The 15661-nt window shown below is 63.5% G+C and carries 14 protein-coding genes; 1 reads left to right on the top strand and 13 read right to left on the bottom strand.

The annotated features are described in order from the left end of the window. Positions 1 to 14: 14 nt before the first annotated feature. The 13 genes from IPK09_08790 to IPK09_08730 form a co-directional block, all read right to left on the bottom strand. Positions 15 to 1898, bottom strand: a complete 1884-nt coding sequence (locus IPK09_08790; protein ID MBK7983712.1) for a cyclic nucleotide-binding/CBS domain-containing protein — start codon at positions 1896 to 1898, stop codon at positions 15 to 17. 126 nt (positions 1899 to 2024) lie between these two features. Further along, positions 2025 to 3710, bottom strand: coding sequence for a cation acetate symporter (locus IPK09_08785; protein MBK7983711.1), 1686 nt, complete (start codon positions 3708 to 3710; stop codon positions 2025 to 2027). Further along, entirely contained in the window at positions 3707 to 4015 is a 309-nt protein-coding gene (locus IPK09_08780) for a DUF485 domain-containing protein (protein ID MBK7983710.1), read from the bottom strand. The genes IPK09_08785 and IPK09_08780 overlap by 4 nt, the downstream gene beginning before the upstream one ends. Positions 4016 to 4335: 320 nt before the next feature. Then, the gene (locus IPK09_08775; GenBank protein ID MBK7983709.1) at positions 4336 to 6552 is read right to left on the bottom strand and encodes a primosomal protein N'; all 2217 of its coding nucleotides are present in this window, start codon (positions 6550 to 6552) and stop codon (positions 4336 to 4338) included. A 40-nt stretch (positions 6553 to 6592) separates the two neighbouring features. Next, a complete protein-coding gene (bamB, locus tag IPK09_08770; GenBank protein MBK7983708.1) occupies positions 6593 to 7753 on the bottom strand; it encodes an outer membrane protein assembly factor BamB in 1161 nt (386 codons plus the stop codon). Continuing rightward, positions 7750 to 8673 (bottom strand): tetratricopeptide repeat protein, encoded by a 924-nt coding sequence (locus IPK09_08765; protein ID MBK7983707.1) that lies wholly within the window; start codon positions 8671 to 8673, stop codon positions 7750 to 7752. Before IPK09_08765 ends, bamB begins: the two co-directional genes overlap by 4 nt. A gap of 6 nt (positions 8674 to 8679) precedes the next feature. Further along, on the bottom strand, positions 8680 to 9990 hold the full coding sequence (hisS, locus tag IPK09_08760) for a histidine--tRNA ligase (protein ID MBK7983706.1): 1311 nt from the start codon (positions 9988 to 9990) through the stop codon (positions 8680 to 8682). A gap of 82 nt (positions 9991 to 10072) precedes the next feature. Next, complete coding sequence (locus tag IPK09_08755; protein MBK7983705.1) at positions 10073 to 11140, bottom strand: helix-turn-helix domain-containing protein; 1068 nt, start codon at positions 11138 to 11140, stop codon at positions 10073 to 10075. Between the two features lie 39 nt (positions 11141 to 11179). Next, complete coding sequence (gene pilW, locus IPK09_08750; protein ID MBK7983704.1) at positions 11180 to 11941, bottom strand: type IV pilus biogenesis/stability protein PilW; 762 nt, start codon at positions 11939 to 11941, stop codon at positions 11180 to 11182. Positions 11942 to 11954: 13 nt separating this feature from the next. Further along, positions 11955 to 13049 (bottom strand): 23S rRNA (adenine(2503)-C(2))-methyltransferase RlmN, encoded by a 1095-nt coding sequence (gene rlmN, locus IPK09_08745; protein ID MBK7983703.1) that lies wholly within the window; start codon positions 13047 to 13049, stop codon positions 11955 to 11957. Positions 13050 to 13057: 8 nt separating this feature from the next. After that, entirely contained in the window at positions 13058 to 13504 is a 447-nt protein-coding gene (gene ndk / locus IPK09_08740) for a nucleoside-diphosphate kinase (protein ID MBK7983702.1), read from the bottom strand. Between the two features lie 292 nt (positions 13505 to 13796). After that, positions 13797 to 14669: an ATP phosphoribosyltransferase gene (locus tag IPK09_08735; protein ID MBK7983701.1), complete on the bottom strand. Its 873-nt coding sequence runs from the start codon at positions 14667 to 14669 to the stop codon at positions 13797 to 13799. Positions 14670 to 14708: 39 nt separating this feature from the next. Beyond that, complete coding sequence (locus IPK09_08730) at positions 14709 to 14912, bottom strand: hypothetical protein (GenBank protein MBK7983700.1); 204 nt, start codon at positions 14910 to 14912, stop codon at positions 14709 to 14711. Between the two features lie 105 nt (positions 14913 to 15017). Between IPK09_08730 and IPK09_08725 the strand changes: the two genes are divergently transcribed. Continuing rightward, a complete protein-coding gene (locus tag IPK09_08725) occupies positions 15018 to 15656 on the top strand; it encodes a TIGR04211 family SH3 domain-containing protein (GenBank protein ID MBK7983699.1) in 639 nt (212 codons plus the stop codon). The last annotated feature ends 5 nt before the right edge of the window (positions 15657 to 15661 follow it).

Here is a 15661-nt window from a genome sequence, read left to right as displayed (position 1 = left end):
GGCGGGTCTTTCGATCAGCCGATCATCCCGAGTTTGAAGTGGTAGGTAATAAATTTTTTGAATTCATTGACGATCTTAAACGAATCGCGCAACTGCTCCCGCTCCAACTTGTTCAGTTCCTTAGGGTTCATGTAATTGTCCTGCGGTACGCCTTGCCCGATCTTGCGCAGGCCGGCTTGGGTGCGCAGCGCGGACATGAAGGTGAACGCCTCGATCAATTCGGTCCCAAACGATGCTTCGAACAGGTTGCGCTGGCTCAGGGCGGTGATGCGTTCGATGGTATTGGTTTGCGGTAAGCGGTACTCCAAGGCCAAGCTGCGGACGCCGTGAACGATGGGAAAGATGCCGCCTTTCTTAATATCCAATTCATTGCGATTTTTCTCAAGCACGAAATTGGTGAAAAAACCGAGCGGTGTTTCAAACGCCACGGTGGCCCTGGCGAATTGGCTGTAAAAGGACCGATAGTCGCCGAGCAGGCGGTGCATCCGATCCTTGACGTGCCGCAGCAGGTTTTCATCGCCGGCCACCGCCTTGGCGTCGAAAAAGATCGCGAATTGCAGGAAGGAATCGTGAGTGGGATGGACGATCCACTGAAACAGTTCTTCCTTGAAGCCCGCCACCGGCTTGGCCCAGTAGGGGTTGGACACCATGATATTGCCGGGGCAGCGAGGGTAGCCGAAATCGAGCAAGCTTTCGGTGAACTCCTGGGTGATCCGTTCCAGCTCGGGCCAGGAAAACTCATCGCGCAGGATCAGCGCGTTATCCTGATCGGTTTTCAGCACCTGCTCCTCGCGGCCTTCACTGCCCAGCACCAACAGACAGGCGTTGTCCAGCAGCGCCGGCGGCACCAGCAGCTCGAACAGCTTCCGCAGCATCTTTTTGTTGAGCTCGGACACCAGTTGCATGATGTAGCGAATCTTGATGCCCTTGGCGTACAGATCGCGGATTACGTTGATCAGGTCGCGGCTGGCCCACTTCAGTTCTTCCTTGGAATGCGCGCGTTCGATTTGCAGGGCGATCAGATGCGAGTGGTTGGACCAATAGCTCAGCAGGTCGATCTGTTCGAGGATGCCGTGGATGGCGGGGCCGTCGCGGATCACCAGCCGGCTGATGTTGTGGCGGGTCATCCGCAGTAGGGCGTTGAACAGAAAGTCGTCCGGCGTCATGCCGACCAATTCGTAGGTGGCGAGCGGGCCGACCGGCGCATCCAAGGAGCGCCGCTCGATGATGGCGGCCTCTCGCAAATCCGTGGCGGTCACGATGCCGGTTTGATCGCCGTGTCGGACCAGCACCGAATTGGTTTTGTTCGCCTTCATCGCCACCGCGGCTTCGCGAATCGTCGCCTCGGCGGTGACATAAGTCGGCGGATGGATGTAAACATCCTGAATTTTGGTGACCGTGAACGCCGACAGCTCCCGCACGTCATCAGCGGTTTGGCGCGGCGCCGGCCGCTGCGAAATAGTGAGATCGTAGAAGCGCGCGAAGCCTGGATTGTCGCGCACGGCTTGCAGGAAGGCGGTTCGGGGCAGGCAATAACAGCGGGTCGCCTCGGCGGCTACGAAACTACGCTTGCTGGCGCCTTCCAGCAGGGCGCGGGTATCGAAGGTATCCTCACTCGCGTAAAACGAGGTGATGCACAGCAGGGTAGCGCTACCGGGTCCGAAGGTCTTGGCGGAATCCGGAGCCGACAGCGCGTCGTCGGTTTCCCAAACCGCGCCATCGATGACGATAAACAGGCCCGCCGGCATTTCCCCGGCCTTTATCAAGGCCTCACCAGCAGCGTAGCGACCGACCGTCAATTCCTGGGCGAGCCGCTCCAGTTCTGACTCGGGTAGCTGGTTGAAAGGGGGCAGTTGCGCGAGAAAGGTTTTTCGATCCAAGTCGTCGGAGATGGCCACGGCTATTGTGTCCGGTTACGTTAAAAACCCCCTTGCGGCATCGAGTCCGAAGGGGGTTCATCTTAGCAGATTTGCAGCCGGCGGGCGTTTGGCGCTTTCGAAGCCGCGCCCGTCGGCTCAAGTCGGTCAGTGGCCGGACGCGCCCTCGGCGCCTATGCCGGTCTGACAGCGGACATCCTGCGCCTCGAAAGCCGCGCGTTCCTGCCGGGCGTTTTCGCTGTTGTCCATGATCGAGCCGAGCCAGATTCCCAGGAACGAGATCGCCATCGAGAACAGCGCCGGATTTTTGAGCGGGAAGATCGGATCGCCCAGCTTGAGCACGTCGGTCCACACCGTCGGCCCCAGAATCACGAACAGCGTGGAGCTGATCAGACCCAGCCAGCCGCCCAGCAGCGCGCCCTTGGTGGTCATCTTCGACCAGAAGATCGAGGCAATCAGGATCGGGAAGTTAGCGCTGGCCGCCACCGCGAAGGTCAGGCCGACCATGTAGGCGACGTTTTGCTGCTCGAAGGCGATGCCCAACAGAATGGCGATGATGCCCAACACCAGCGTGGCCATCTTCGATACCCGGACTTCTTGCTGCTCGTTGACATTGCCGTGCGCGAACACGTTGGCGTACAGGTCGTGCGAGATCGCCGAGGCGCCGGCCAAGGTCAGCCCGGACACTACCGCCAGAATGGTGGCGAAAGCGACCGCCGAGATGAAGCCCAGCAGAAAGTTGCCGCCCACCGCCGCCGCCAGATTGACCGCCGCCATGTTCTGGCCGCCTTTCAGTTCCAGCACGCCCTTGGCATTCGTCACCATGAAGCCGGAATCCGCCGGCATCAGCAGCACGATGGCGCCAAAGCCGATCAGGAAGGTCAGGATGTAGAAATAGCCGATGAAACCGGTGGCGTAGAACACCGATTTGCGGGCTTCGGTGGCGTTGGGTACGGTGAAGAACCGCATCAAGATATGGGGCAAGCCGGCGGTGCCGAACATCAACGCCAGACCGAGCGAAATGGCTTCGGTGGCGCTGGTGACCAACACCCCAGGTCGCATCAGGGCGTCTTTTTTGGCGTGGATTTCGGTCGCTCGGCGGAACAGCGCTTCCGGGCTCATGGAACCGGCGGTGGCGACGTAGAGCGCCCCGAAGGCGATGATCGTCGCGCCGCCCAACAGCAGACAGGCCTTGATGATCTGCACCCAAGTCGTTGCGAGCATCCCGCCGAACGTGACATAGAGAACGATCAAGATGCCGACGATGATCACCGCGTAGGTGTAATCCAGTCCGAACAGCACCTGAATCAGCTTGCCGGCGCCGACCATTTGGCCGATCAAGTAGAGGATCACCACCACCAGCGAACCGGTGGCGGCCATGGTGCGCATCGGTACCCGCTGGAAGCGGTAGGACACTACGTCGGCGTAGGTGTACTTGCCGAGGTTGCGCAGCTGTTCGGCCATCAGGAACATGATGATCGGCCAGCCGACCAGCCAGCCCACCGAGTAGATCAAGCCGTCGTAGCCGTTGATGAACACCAGCCCGGAAATGCCCAGGAACGAGGCGGCGGACATGTAATCGCCCGCGATCGCCAAGCCGTTCTGGAAGCCGGTGATGCCGCCGCCGGCGGCGTAGAAGTCCTTGGCGGTCTTGGTGCGCTGCGCCGCCCAATAGGTGATGCCCAGGGTGGCGCCGACAAAGATCAGGAACATGATGATGGCGGTGACATTGACCGCTTGTTTTTTGACTTCGCCCACATCGCCGGCGGCCAGCGCCGCGCCGGCGACAAGGCTCAGCGCCAAGATCGCACTGGCATTTTTCCAAAATTTCATAGCACTTCCTCCTTGATTTCGCGGGTCAGCCGGTCGAATTCCGAGTTGGCGCGGAACACGTAGATGCCGGTGAGCACGAAGGCGCTGATGATGACGCCCAAGCCGACTGGAATTCCGACCGTGGTGATGGAGCCGGGCGACAGCGGTTGGCCGAGGAACTCTTTGTTGAAAGCGACGATCAGGATGAAGCCGTAATAGATCACCAGCATGACGAAGGCCAGCATCCAGGCAAACGCTTTACGTTTCGAGAGCAGCTCGTGATATTTGGGATTGCTTTTTATGGCGTGTACTAGATCTTGTTGCATTGTGGGTTTCCAAGAACAAGGGTGAATGGGGGTGGGAGCGCGACCGGATCGCCGCTTGCGGTGGCGCTGGCGAAGCAGGGGTCCGGGGTGGTGACTCGGAACGCTCGATTCCGTCGCGTCCTTCAGTGGTTGCTCGGCTGTGCCAAAACGCACATGCACCCAAAAAGTGTAGTAGCATTCTCGGTCAAGTAAAGGTTGTGCGATTTAGTTATTTTTTCAATCGCTTGAAATTTTTTGCAGCCACTTACCAAGGCGTGCGTTTTTCGGCGGCCAAGCGCGGAAGGGGCCGCTGACGACGCCTGGAACCCGCCAGAGCAGCGTCAATAGAGCTCTATGGGGTCGACATCCAGCGACCAGCGGACGCTGCGTTCGCCGCGCTCCGCCCACAATAAGGGAACCCACCGCTCCAGGAAGCGGTGGAGCGGCTGGCGCTGCGCGGCCTGCACCAAAAGCTGGGCGCGATAGCGGCCGGCGCGGCGCTCCATCGGCGCGGGGGCCGGCCCCAGCAATTCGACGTCCTCGGCGATCGGTTCCGCCAGCGCCAGTCCGATCCGTAGAAAAGCCGTGGCCTGTTCGGCGGTGGTGGCTTCGGCCCGCAGCAAAGCCTGGTGGGCGAAGGGCGGCAGCAGCGCGGCTTGCCGCTCCGCCAGCGCCGCCGTCGCGAAAGCCGGGTAGCCTTGCGACACTAAAACCCGCAATAACGGATGGTCGGGTTGATGGGTTTGGATGAGGACCGTGCCCGGTTTGTCGGCCCGCCCGGCCCGCCCGGCGACCTGAAGAATCAGTTGCGCCATCCGCTCGCTGGCGCGGAAATCGACGCCGTAAAGCCCTTGATCGGCGTCCACGATGCCGACCAGCGTCACGTCGGGAAAGTGGTGGCCCTTGGCCAGCATCTGCGTCCCGATCAGCAGGCGGCGTCCGCCGCTTTGAATGACCGCGAGCAAGGTTTGCAGGCTGCCGCGCCGGCGGGTGCTATCGCGGTCGATGCGGGTGACGGCGGTCTCGGGAAACTCGCGCCGCAGCACGCTTTCCAGACGTTCGGTCCCCTGGCCGAGCGGGCGCAGATCCAGGCTACCGCACAGCGGACAGAGCGCATCCACCGCCCGCTGATCGCCGCAATGGTGGCAGATCAGGCGGTTGCGGCGCAGGTGCAGGGTCATGCGGGCGTCGCAGTGCTGGCACTGGCTCAACCAACCGCATTCATGACAGAACAACACCGGCGCAAAGCCGCGCCGGTTGAGAAACAGCAACACTTGTTCGTCGCGATCGAGATGGAGTCGAATGCGTTCCAACAGCGGGCGCGACAGCCCTTCGGCCAGCGGCTGGCGGCGCAGGTCCAGAATGTCGATCGGCGGCTCGCTGCCGCCGCCGACCCGTTCGGGCAGGCTCAGCAGCCGGTAGCGGCCGCGCTGGGCGTTGTGGCGGCTTTCCAGCGCCGGCGTGGCGGAACCCAACATGACCGGAATGCCCAGTTGCCGGCCCCGAATCACCGCCAGATCGCGGGCGTGGTAGCGGAACCCCTCCTGTTGCTTGAAGGAGGAATCGTGTTCTTCGTCGACGATGATCAGGCCCGGCGCGCGCAACGGTACGAACACCGCCGAGCGGGTGCCGACCACCACTTTGGCGGTGCCGTCGCGCGCCAGCAGCCAGGCGTTGAGCCGTTCCCGGTCGCTCAAACCGGAATGCAGCACCGCCAGCGGTCCCGGCAACCGCTCCCGGAAGCGCTCCAGCAACTGGGGAGTCAGGCCGATTTCCGGCACCAGCACCAGCGTTTGCCGGCCGCATTCCAGCACCGCTTCGATCAGGCGCAGATAAACCTCGGTTTTGCCGCTGCCGGTAATGCCTTCCAGCAGAAAGACCTGAAATTGCTCCAGCTCCGCCAGGACCGCCGCGACCGCCGCCGCTTGAGCGTCGTTCAGGGTCGGCGGCGAGCCAAGCGCCGGCGCAGCCGGCGCACCCAGCGCTGCGGAGGGTGTGAGGGATTCCACCCAGCCTTTTTCGTGCAGCGCCCGCAAAAGGGCGGCGCTATCCCGTGCGACGGCGCGTAGGGCTTCGGTGGTAACCCCGGCGGAACAGCTTGCCAGATGCTCCAGTAGCCGCCGCTGGACGGGGGCGCGCCGCAGGCGCGCCGCGGTGGCGAGCGCGGCGCGCCCGGCGCCGCTGATCCGCCATTGCGGGGGGGGTGCCGGCGACAGCGCCGGCTCGCCTTGACGCAGTAATACCGGCAAGGCGGTGGCGAGCACTTCGCCGGGCGGATGGTGGTAATAGCGGCGCGCCCAATGCAACAACGCCAGTGCTTCGGCGGAGAGTACCGGCGCTTCGTCAAGCACCCGCTGGGCCGGCCGCAGCGTGTCGGCGGGCATCTCGGAACTGTTGCCGGTCTCGATTAAAAATCCGACGACGTGCCGGCGTCCGAACGGAATCCGCACCCGAACCCCAGGCTGGAGGGTGGTCGGATCACACTGTGGTGGAGGTAAATAATCGAAGGTTCGATAAAGCGGCGAAGGAACGGCGATGCGCAAGATGAGATCGGCCACGGCGGCAAGACCGGCAGGAGTTGGGCTCGCCGGGAACCGTTCAGCCCCCGGCCCGAAAAGCACCTAGCGCGCCGTTCTTGCCGTAGACGAAGATCGTGTTTCCGGCCGTGAGGGGGGGTGCGATGATGGCTTTGCCGGCGGCGCGAATCCGCCCGACGATGCGTCCGTCGTTCTTGTCCAGCCAATGCAGGTACCCTTCGAAGTCGCCGACCACGAGGTAATCGTCGCTGGCGGCCGGGGCGGTCAACCGGCGTCCGCTCAGTTCGTTCTGATTCCAAAGCGTGCCGCCGTCGCGCCGGTCCAGCGCCAGCACCGCATCGGCATCGTCGCTGACATAGACGTGTTGGGCGTCCACATCAAGGCCAGCATAGCTGGACAGCGCCCGGTTCCAGACCGGGTTGCCGCCGCGCATGTCGATGGCGGCAACGCTGCCGCGATAAGCCACCAAATAAAGGGTATCGCCGAAGACTTTCGGCTCGGAATCAATATCGATCAACCGCTCGATTTCGGTGCGGCCTTGCGGTGGAGAAACGGTCTTTTCAGTCAGCGGCAGCCCCTTATCGAGCGACATGACGAGCAGCTTACCGGTCTCCAGGCCGGCGACGACCAGATTCTGAACGATGACGGGCGCGGAATTGCCGCGCAGGCTGAGGGCGGGCAGGGCGTGCGCGGAAACCCAGCGCCGGTCCCCGGAGCGGGCGTCCAGACCGGTGAATTTGCCGTCGCTGGTGCGGACCACGACGGTGCCCCTGGCCGCGCGCGGCGGCGCCAGCACCTCGCTGGAAACCGTGGCCCTCCAGACTTCCTGGCCGTCGTCCTGTCTCAGGGCGACGACTTGGCCTTTGTCGGTGCCGACCAAGACTAGCTCTTTGTCGCTCAGGCCGACCCCGCCTGAGATCGGCAATTTCGTGGTGACTTCCCACAGGCGCTGGCCGCTGAGCGCGTCGAGCGCGGTGACCGTGCCATCGTAGCTGGCCGCATAAATTCGCCCGTCCGCCAGCGCGGGCGTCAGCCGGATGAATTGATTTTCCGCGCCGGAGCCGACCTTGGTCTCCCAAAGCTGCTGTATCCCGACCGGCGAGGTGATGGATTTCAAGGCGGCGGGCGGAACCGTATTGTCGGAACCGCCGAACCAGCCGCCGAACCAGCTACAGCCGGCGCTCAACACGAGCAAGAAAAGCGGGAGTACGCGACGGATCATGGTTGTTGGCCTGTGGCGGGAGCAGCGGGAGCCGGCGCCGGCACGGCGGCGGGCGGCGCGACGGCCGGTGCCGGAGGGGTGGCGGGTCCAGCAGCGCCGGCGGGTTCGGTAAGGGCTTGGGTCGGTTCGGGCTGAGCGCTAGCAGGCGAGGAGGCCGCTGTTTCGGGTTGTGGCGCTGGAGCCCGTTGCGCGGCGGGCGCTGGCGTGTCGGCCTCGGCCGGAGGGCCGTCGGTTCGGGCGTCAGCGTTGGCGGGTCGAGCGGCGGGCGGCGGGCCGGCCGGCGCCGCGATCAGCGACTCGGCGGTTGGCGGGGACAGGTTGTCGAGCTTGAGCTGCAAGAGCGTACTACCGCCGCTGGCGGCCAGGGCGGCGGCGTAGGCGTTTCGCGCCTTGCCGGGATCGTTGGCGGCCAGCGCCAGGTCGCCGCGCAGTTCCTCGCGTTCGGCGATCAGGCTGGCGGTCGTTACCTGGGCCAGCCGTTGTTCGGCATCCCCCGGCCGGCCGGCGGCGGCTAACACCGGCGCCAGCCGCAGCCGGGCGACATCCTTGAGCTCGTCGAGTTTGGCGTTTTCGACGACCCATTCCAGCCGCTGGTTTGCCACCGCGGTAGCGCCGTCCTCCAGGGCCAGCTTGGCCAGCCGCAGCATCGCCAGCGCGGTGTAGGGCGATTTCGGAAAATCGGCCAACAACGCCTGCCCGCGCTGCCGGGCCTGGTCGGCGTCCGGTTTTTCCACCGCCTCGATAAAGGCGTCATAGGCTTGGGAGGCTTGCTCGGCCGTGGCGTTGCGGTGAGATGTCCAATATTGCCAACCGAAAATTCCGATCACCGCGAGCGCGATGCCGGCGATGATACTGGCGCCGTTTTCCTTCCACCATTGCTTGAGGTCTTCGACGCGTTCGTCGTCGGTGTATTGCTCCATCGATCGCTATCCTCGGGTATCCGGTTCGGTTGTTGGGTGTTCTTCCAAGGTTGCCGCCCGCAAATAGGTGGTGACTTGATCCCTCGGGAGAGTCAGTTGTTCGCTGGCGGCGGCGCGCAACGCTTTGATGGCGACGGTTTGGCTGGCGATCTCGTTGTCGCCCAGAATCAGGGCAAACCGGGCGCCGCTGTGGTCGGCCCGACGAAACTGGGCCTTGAAGCCGCCGCCGCCGCAATGCATTTGCAAGCGCAGCGCCGGCACCTGTTCGCGCAACTGTTCGGCCAGCGCCAAGCCCTGCCGTTCCGCCGCCGCGCCAGCCACGATCAGATAGACGTGCGGCGGCTCGACGGTCGGTTGGCCGGCGGCGGCGAGCATGGCGATCAGCCGCTCCAAGCCCATCGCAAAGCCGATGCCCGGCACCGCTTGACCCCCCAATTGTTCGATCAAGCCGTCGTAGCGGCCGCCGGCGCAGATGGTTCCCTGAGCGCCCAACGTGTCGGTCACCCATTCAAACACGGTTTTGCAGTAGTAATCCAGGCCGCGCACCAATCTTGGGTTGATCTGGTAAGCGACGCCAGCCGCGGCGAGCAGTTCCTTCAACCCCTCAAAATGCGCTTCGGACTCGGGGTCGAGCTGGTCGAGCAGCGACGGCGCGTCCGCGATCAGCGCTCGCATCGCCGGATTCTTGCTGTCCAGAATCCGCAGGGGATTGGCGTTCAAACGGCGCTGGCTATCCTCGTCCAGCTCCGCGCGCCGGGCGGTGAAGTACGTCACCAAGCGTTCGCGATAGGCCGCGCGGGCGGCGCTGGAGCCGAGCGAGTTGATTTGCAGGACCACATCGCGGATACCGAGCCGTCGCCACAGCCGCGCCGACAGGCAGATCAGCTCGGCGTCGATATCGGGACCGGCCATGCCGTAAGCCTCGACGCCGACTTGATGGAACTGGCGATAGCGGCCTTTCTGAGGTTTTTCGTAGCGAAACATCGGACCGGCATACCACAGCCGCTGGGTTTGGTGGTGCAGCAGGCCGTGTTCGATGCAGGCGCGCGCGCAACCGGCGGTCCCTTCGGGACGCAGGGTCAGGCTGTCGCTGCCATCGCGGTCGGGAAAGGTATACATCTCTTTGCCGACGATATCGGTCACTTCACCGATGGAGCGGACGAACAGCTCGGTCTTTTCGACCAGCGGCAGACGGATTTCTTGATAGCCGTAAGCGGCGAGCACCTCGCGCACGGTCGCTTCGAGACGCTGCCACAGCGCCGATTCACCGGGCAGGATATCGTTCATGCCGCGAATGGCTTGAAACGCTTTGGTCATGGGCTGAAAGTTGTTGCTAAGCGGTTAAAACGGAGCGCCGCCATCGCTTCAGATGAAGCGAAGTCGGCGCTGAGACTGGCGGTCAGGGCTGCTCGCGCGCCAGGGTAAAGCGGCTGACCGTGCCGCGCCGCGGTACGTAAAAATCCGTATTAACCAACCGGTCGTCCAATAGGATCCGGGTCGCGGGAGCGTTGCCGAGAGTGACCTTGAACGGTGCCGGGCCCGAGATGGCGCGGGTGCTGTTGGCTTTCATCAAGCCGTTGGCGAGCACGTTGCCTTGGGCGTCCTTCACTTCCACCCAACAGTCGTTGCTGAATTCCAACAGCAGCTTGGCCTCACCGAGCGAGCCGGCGGGGGCCTCTGAATCCGTTTTGACCGGTCCGGGAGCGGCGGTGGAGACGATCCCGCTTGCCGGAGGCGCGGGCGGGGGTTCCGGCGCGGGGGCAGGGAGCGCCGGAGTCGTGGCCGCCGGCGGAGTTGCGCTTGCGGAAATCGCGGCGGGAGCGGGGCTGGTCGGTGGCGGCGAGGATGATCTGAGCGCCGGCGGGGCGACGGGGACCGCGGCGACGGTGGCCGGCGGCGGGGCCGGGATGGCCTCTTCGGGTGCGGGCTGAAACGGGTATTGGGTCTGGCTGATAGCGGTTTTGGAGGCGCTTTCGCCGGGTTTCTCGACGGCGGGCGCACCGTCCGACCACCACCCGAACAAACGGCTGGGGTCGAGGTCTTTGAGATTTTGAATGGCGGCCCAGGCGATGGCCACGACCACCGCCAAGTAAAACACGCCGCGCAGATCCCGTACTCGGGTGTGCCGCCGCACCGGGTGCATCACCTTCAGCGGCGGTGGTTCCTGCGTGCTGCTGCCCGACTGACGTCGGTAGCGGTCGAGCACCGCCTGTTCGGGGAGATTCAGCAGCCGAGCGTAGCGGCTGAGGTAACCACGGACGAAGACGGGCGGACCCAGCTGATCGAAGCGGTCGTTTTCGAGCGCCTCGATGATGGCGGCGTTCAGGCCGAGGTGGCGGGCGACCTCGCGCTGTTCGGCGTTATAGCTGGCCCGGACCTGCGTTAGCCAAGCACCCAGTGACTCGGCGCCGGCGGCAGGTTCGGGTGGGGGAGTGAGATGGGATGTGAGCTCGTTAGGTATGGTCATCGCGGTCTTTTAAATGGGTCGTTACTGTTTTCTAGAAAGTCACTTACTTTTGTCGTGCAGACGCTGGGCTTCTTCGGAATTTGGAAATTGAGACGATAAGGCCGAAGCGTACTCCCGGCGTAGTTGAGGGTCGCCTTCCTTGTCAGACTCCATCATAAAGCCCAACCAAAGGCTCTGCGCCGTGACGCGGGTCTGGCTGTGGTAGCGTTGTAGAAAGGCGCGTCCCTGCAAGGTTTTTCCTTGCGTTTGGCTGAGTTCGGCCATTTCGTACAAGGCGACGCTGTTATTGGGGTTTTGCTCCAACGCCTTGCGCAACCAGATTTCAGCCTGAGCGGGATCGCCGCGCTTGCGGGCGCACACTCCGAGGCCGGCGTTGGCGTCGGCGGCGTTGGTGCCCGCGTTGGCCGGATCGGCGAGGATTTTCTGGAACTCGGCTTCGCCCTCGGCGGTCCGGATCGGCTCGCGCGTGCAGAGCAGGCGGGCGTAGTTGAGCTTGGCCAGCGTGTAATCGGATTTCAGTTCCATCGCCCGCTTGAAATGGGTTTCGGCGGGACCGTACTCGCGCAGTTCTTCATACAGCACGCCGAGGGCGTTGTGGGCTTCCGGGTAATTTTCGTTGTATTGAACTGCTTTGAGCAGCTTTTCGGTCGCCACGTCGAGCCGGCCGGACTGCATGTAACCCACCCCCAGCTTGAAGTTGGTCTCGGCGATGTTTTCCTTGAATTCGGCGTCCTTGGTACTGGCGCACGCCGCCAGCAGCACGCTCAGCGCCAGCACGATCGATGAAGTGATGATTCGCATGGTCGGGCGTTTCTCAACTGGCGAGTCGGGTCAAGCGGCGTTCCGGCCGGCGGCCCCGAGGTTGGACTTGCCCGGCCAGTTGCCCGCAGGCGGCGGCGATGTCGTCTCCGCGCGTCTTGCGGGTGATCGCGGTCAGCCCATGCTGGATCAATACCGCGTGAAACCGGGCGATGGCGGTCGGCCCGGACCGGCGGTAAGCGGTTCCCGGAAAGGGGTTGAACGGGATCAGGTTGATCTTGGACGGGATGTCGCCAAGGAGTGCGACCAGCGCGCGGGCGTGCTGCTCCGAGTCGTTGACACCGTCCAGCAGCACGTATTCCCAGGTGATGCGGCGGTGCGGCTTGTCGGCGATATAATGCCGGCAGGCGGCCAGCAGCTCGGCGATGGGGTACTTGCGGTTGAGCGGCACCAGTCGGTCGCGCAATGCGTCGTCGGGCGCGTGCAGCGACACCGCCAGGCTGACTTCGGACACCTCCCGCAGCCGGTACAGCGCCGGCACCACGCCGGCGGTGCTCAGCGTGACGCGACGTTTGGAGATGCCAAAGCCGAGATCGTCCTGCATCAGGTCGGTCGCCTTTACCACGTTGTCGAAATTCAGCAGCGGTTCGCCCATGCCCATCAGCACGATGTTGGTGATGATGCGGTTGCCGTTGCGCTCATCGCCCAGCGCCCGGCTGGCCTGCCACACCTGACCGATGATTTCGGCGACGGTCAGGTTGCGGTTGAAGCCTTGCTGGGCGGTGGCGCAAAAGGAGCAGTCCAACGGGCAGCCGATTTGCGAGGACACGCATAGCGTACCGCGATCCGGCTCGGGGATGAACACCGTTTCGATGCAATTTCCACTATCGAGCCGCACCAACCATTTGTGCGAGCCATCGCGCGAGGCTCGATCGAGCACCAGCTCGGGCGGGCGGATTTCGGCGCAGCCGGCCAGCCGTTGCCGCAGCGCCTTGCTCAGATTGGTCATGGCGGCGAAATCGGTGACGCGCTCGTGATAAATCCATTTCATGAGTTGGACAGCGCGAAACGGCTTTTCGTCCAACGAGGCGCAGAACGCCTCCAGAGCGCGGCGGTCCAGATCGAGCAGGTTGGTACGGGCGGCGGTCACGGGCGCGGCTATTTGGCGGCAGGGTTCAATGGGTGCGGGCACAAGTCGAACTGACCGAAGAAAAACGCGATTTCATGAGCGGCGGTGTCGGGCGCGTCGGAGCCGTGCACCGCATTGCGGGTGACGCTTTCGGCGAAATCGGCGCGGATGGTGCCAGGAGTGGCTTTCTTGGGGTCGGTGGCGCCCATGATTTCCCGGTTCAACGCGATGGCGTTTTCACCTTCCAGCACCTGGACCATGACCGGGCCGGAAGTCATATAGTCGATCAGATCCTTGTAAAAAGGCCGTTCGCTATGGATGGCGTAAAAGACCTCAGCCTGCTGGCGGGTGAGGTGAACCATTTTGGCCGCGACGATTTGCAGCCCGCGATCCTCGAAGCGGCTGTAAATCTTGCCGATGATGTTTTGAACGACGGCATCGGGCTTGATGATGGATAGGGTGTGTTCCAAGGTCATGAAAGGCTCCATACGAAGAATGCGGGTTGGGAAAGAACGCGAATCTGACGCGGGCAGTCGGGATCGGCTAAAGTTTAGCGATATTGCAAGGACGCCGACAATGCGTCCGCCAGGTTCCGATCCATAAACAGGCTTGAGCCTCTTTAAATTAAGCGTTATTGAAAACTTGTCGGTGATGGGACGGCGGGAATTGGCAAGTCGTTCTGGCGGCCGTTCGTCCGCCGCCGGAGCGGTTACGCGCGCGGCATCCGGCGGGACCAGCGTTGCGCCGGGGACTCCTCACCCCATTTTCTCACACCATCTTGTTAAGTCCGTGCTCCAAAATGCCTCGGGCGCCCGCTTCGATGAGCCGGGGAATCAGATCGCGGACTTGGGCGCTGTCCACCACGGTTTCCAGCGCCAGCCAGTCGCGGTCGTAGAGGTGGCTGACCGTGGGCGCTTGCAGGCTGGGCAGCAGGCCGACCACGCGCTCCAGTTGAGATGCCGGCACGTTCATTTTCAGCGCGACCTTGTTGCGGGCGGCCAGCGCGGCGCGGGCGAGCAGGGCGATTTGCTCGATCTTGGTCTTTTTCCAAGGGTCGGCCAGCGCGGCGCGGTTGGCGATCAGGCGGGTGGTGGTGTTCAGCAGGTCACAGACGATGCGCAAACCGTGGGCGCGGATGGTGCTGCCGGTTTCGGTGATTTCCACCGCCGCGTCCACCAGCCCCTCGACCACCTTGGCTTCGGTCGCGCCCCAGGAAAACTCCACGGTGGCCCGGACGCCGCGCTCGGCCAGATAACGCTTGGTGAAGCCGACCAGTTCGGTGGCGATGCGCTTGCCGGCCAAGTCTTCCAGCGACTGGATCGGCGAATTGCCGTTGACGATCAACACCCAACGCGCGGGCTGATCGGAGCTTTTCGAATAACTCAGCTCGGCGATTTCCACCACGTCCGCTTCAGTTTCCAAGATCCAGTCCAACCCGGTGAGACCGGCGTCGAGAGTGCCGTTGGCGACATAGGGCGCCATTTCCTGCGAGCGCACCAGCGCGCAGCCGATTTCGGCGTCGTTGACGGTGGGGAAATAGTTGCGGCTGTGAGGGCTGATGCTCCAGCCGGCCTGGGCGAACAGCGCGATGGTGGAGGCTTCCAGGCTGCCCTTGGGAATGCCGAGTTTGAGTTGCCGCATGAGGTATCCTGTCGGGATCGGAGTTGCCGGGAAGGGGCGCTATTCTATGTCAAAGCGCGCTGGGATGTCCCGCGCGGCGTGAAGAATCCGCGATACCGCCAGTTTCGCGCGCGGCGGGTCAGCGCCTTCTGCTTGAAGCGGCGCGGCGCGGCCGGTATCCTCGTTACCCGACGCCGCGTCGGGGCGTCCGACCACCGCCGTAATAAGAATCACAAGCCCGTGTTTCAGCAGATGCTCAATCAAGATCGTTCTTGTAAACACTCTCTTTGCCAGCTTTCCAGCCGGGGCGAAATGACCCTTGGCGCGCGGCCCAGCGCACGCGCGCCGGGCGATTCGACGAAACTTTGCATGAAATGCCGATGGTTCTGGCTGATTGCATGGGGGTGCGCTGCCTGGCTTGGGTCCGTCCGGGCCGAAACCCGCTACGCGACCGATGCCATACCGGTACCCATTCAAAAAGGCCCCTCCCTGGAATTCAGGATCGCGCGCCTGGTGCCCGGCGGCACTCCGCTGGAGGTGCTAGAACCCAATGACAAGGGTTACACCAAGGTTAAATCCCCGGAGGGTACGGTCGGCTGGATCCTGACGCGCTATCTGATGGATCAGCCCATCCCGCGCGAGCGCGTGGGCCAGCTTGAAGAGCGCGTCGTCGTCTTGGAAAACGAAAACCGCGGCCTGCGGGATGAATCCAAAGCGTTGGGCGCTACCCGCGATACCTTGAACCGCTGTAGTCAGGACTTGACGGCGGTCCGGCGCAGCGCCTCTCAGACGCTGGAAATCGAACAGGAAAACCGCAAGATGCAGCAGGCGGTCGCGACGGCGCACGAACAGCGCCGCCAGTTCGAGGTGGAGAACCAAAGCTTGCGCAATCAATCGACCCGCCATTGGTTTCTCGCCGGCGCGGGCGTCGCCTTTGGCGGTTTGTTCCTCGGCCTCGTCATCCCGCGCCTGTCCTGGCAGCGGCGGCGGCGTTGGGACCAGTTCTAACCCGG

The organism is Candidatus Competibacteraceae bacterium, from assembly GCA_016713505.1.
GTDB lineage: Bacteria > Pseudomonadota > Gammaproteobacteria > Competibacterales > Competibacteraceae > Competibacter_A.
This window is presented reverse-complemented; position numbering and strand designations above follow the sequence as displayed.

What these genes read in the sequence shown, in the direction of transcription:
- IPK09_08780 (MBK7983710.1), bottom strand. Translation starts at nt 4,015, where the DNA reads ATGCAACAAGATCTAGTACACGCCATAAAAAGCAATCCCAAATATCAC.
- IPK09_08735 (MBK7983701.1), bottom strand. Translation starts at nt 14,669, where the DNA reads ATGCGGCAACTCAAACTCGGCATTCCCAAGGGCAGCCTGGAAGCCTCC.
- ndk (MBK7983702.1), bottom strand. Translation starts at nt 13,504, where the DNA reads ATGACCTTGGAACACACCCTATCCATCATCAAGCCCGATGCCGTCGTT.
- pilW (MBK7983704.1), bottom strand. Translation starts at nt 11,941, where the DNA reads ATGCGAATCATCACTTCATCGATCGTGCTGGCGCTGAGCGTGCTGCTG.
- IPK09_08785 (MBK7983711.1), bottom strand. Translation starts at nt 3,710, where the DNA reads ATGAAATTTTGGAAAAATGCCAGTGCGATCTTGGCGCTGAGCCTTGTC.
- hisS (MBK7983706.1), bottom strand. Translation starts at nt 9,990, where the DNA reads ATGACCAAAGCGTTTCAAGCCATTCGCGGCATGAACGATATCCTGCCC.
- IPK09_08725 (MBK7983699.1), top strand. Translation starts at nt 15,018, where the DNA reads ATGAAATGCCGATGGTTCTGGCTGATTGCATGGGGGTGCGCTGCCTGG.
- IPK09_08755 (MBK7983705.1), bottom strand. Translation starts at nt 11,140, where the DNA reads ATGACCATACCTAACGAGCTCACATCCCATCTCACTCCCCCACCCGAA.
- bamB (MBK7983708.1), bottom strand. Translation starts at nt 7,753, where the DNA reads ATGATCCGTCGCGTACTCCCGCTTTTCTTGCTCGTGTTGAGCGCCGGC.
- IPK09_08765 (MBK7983707.1), bottom strand. Translation starts at nt 8,673, where the DNA reads ATGGAGCAATACACCGACGACGAACGCGTCGAAGACCTCAAGCAATGG.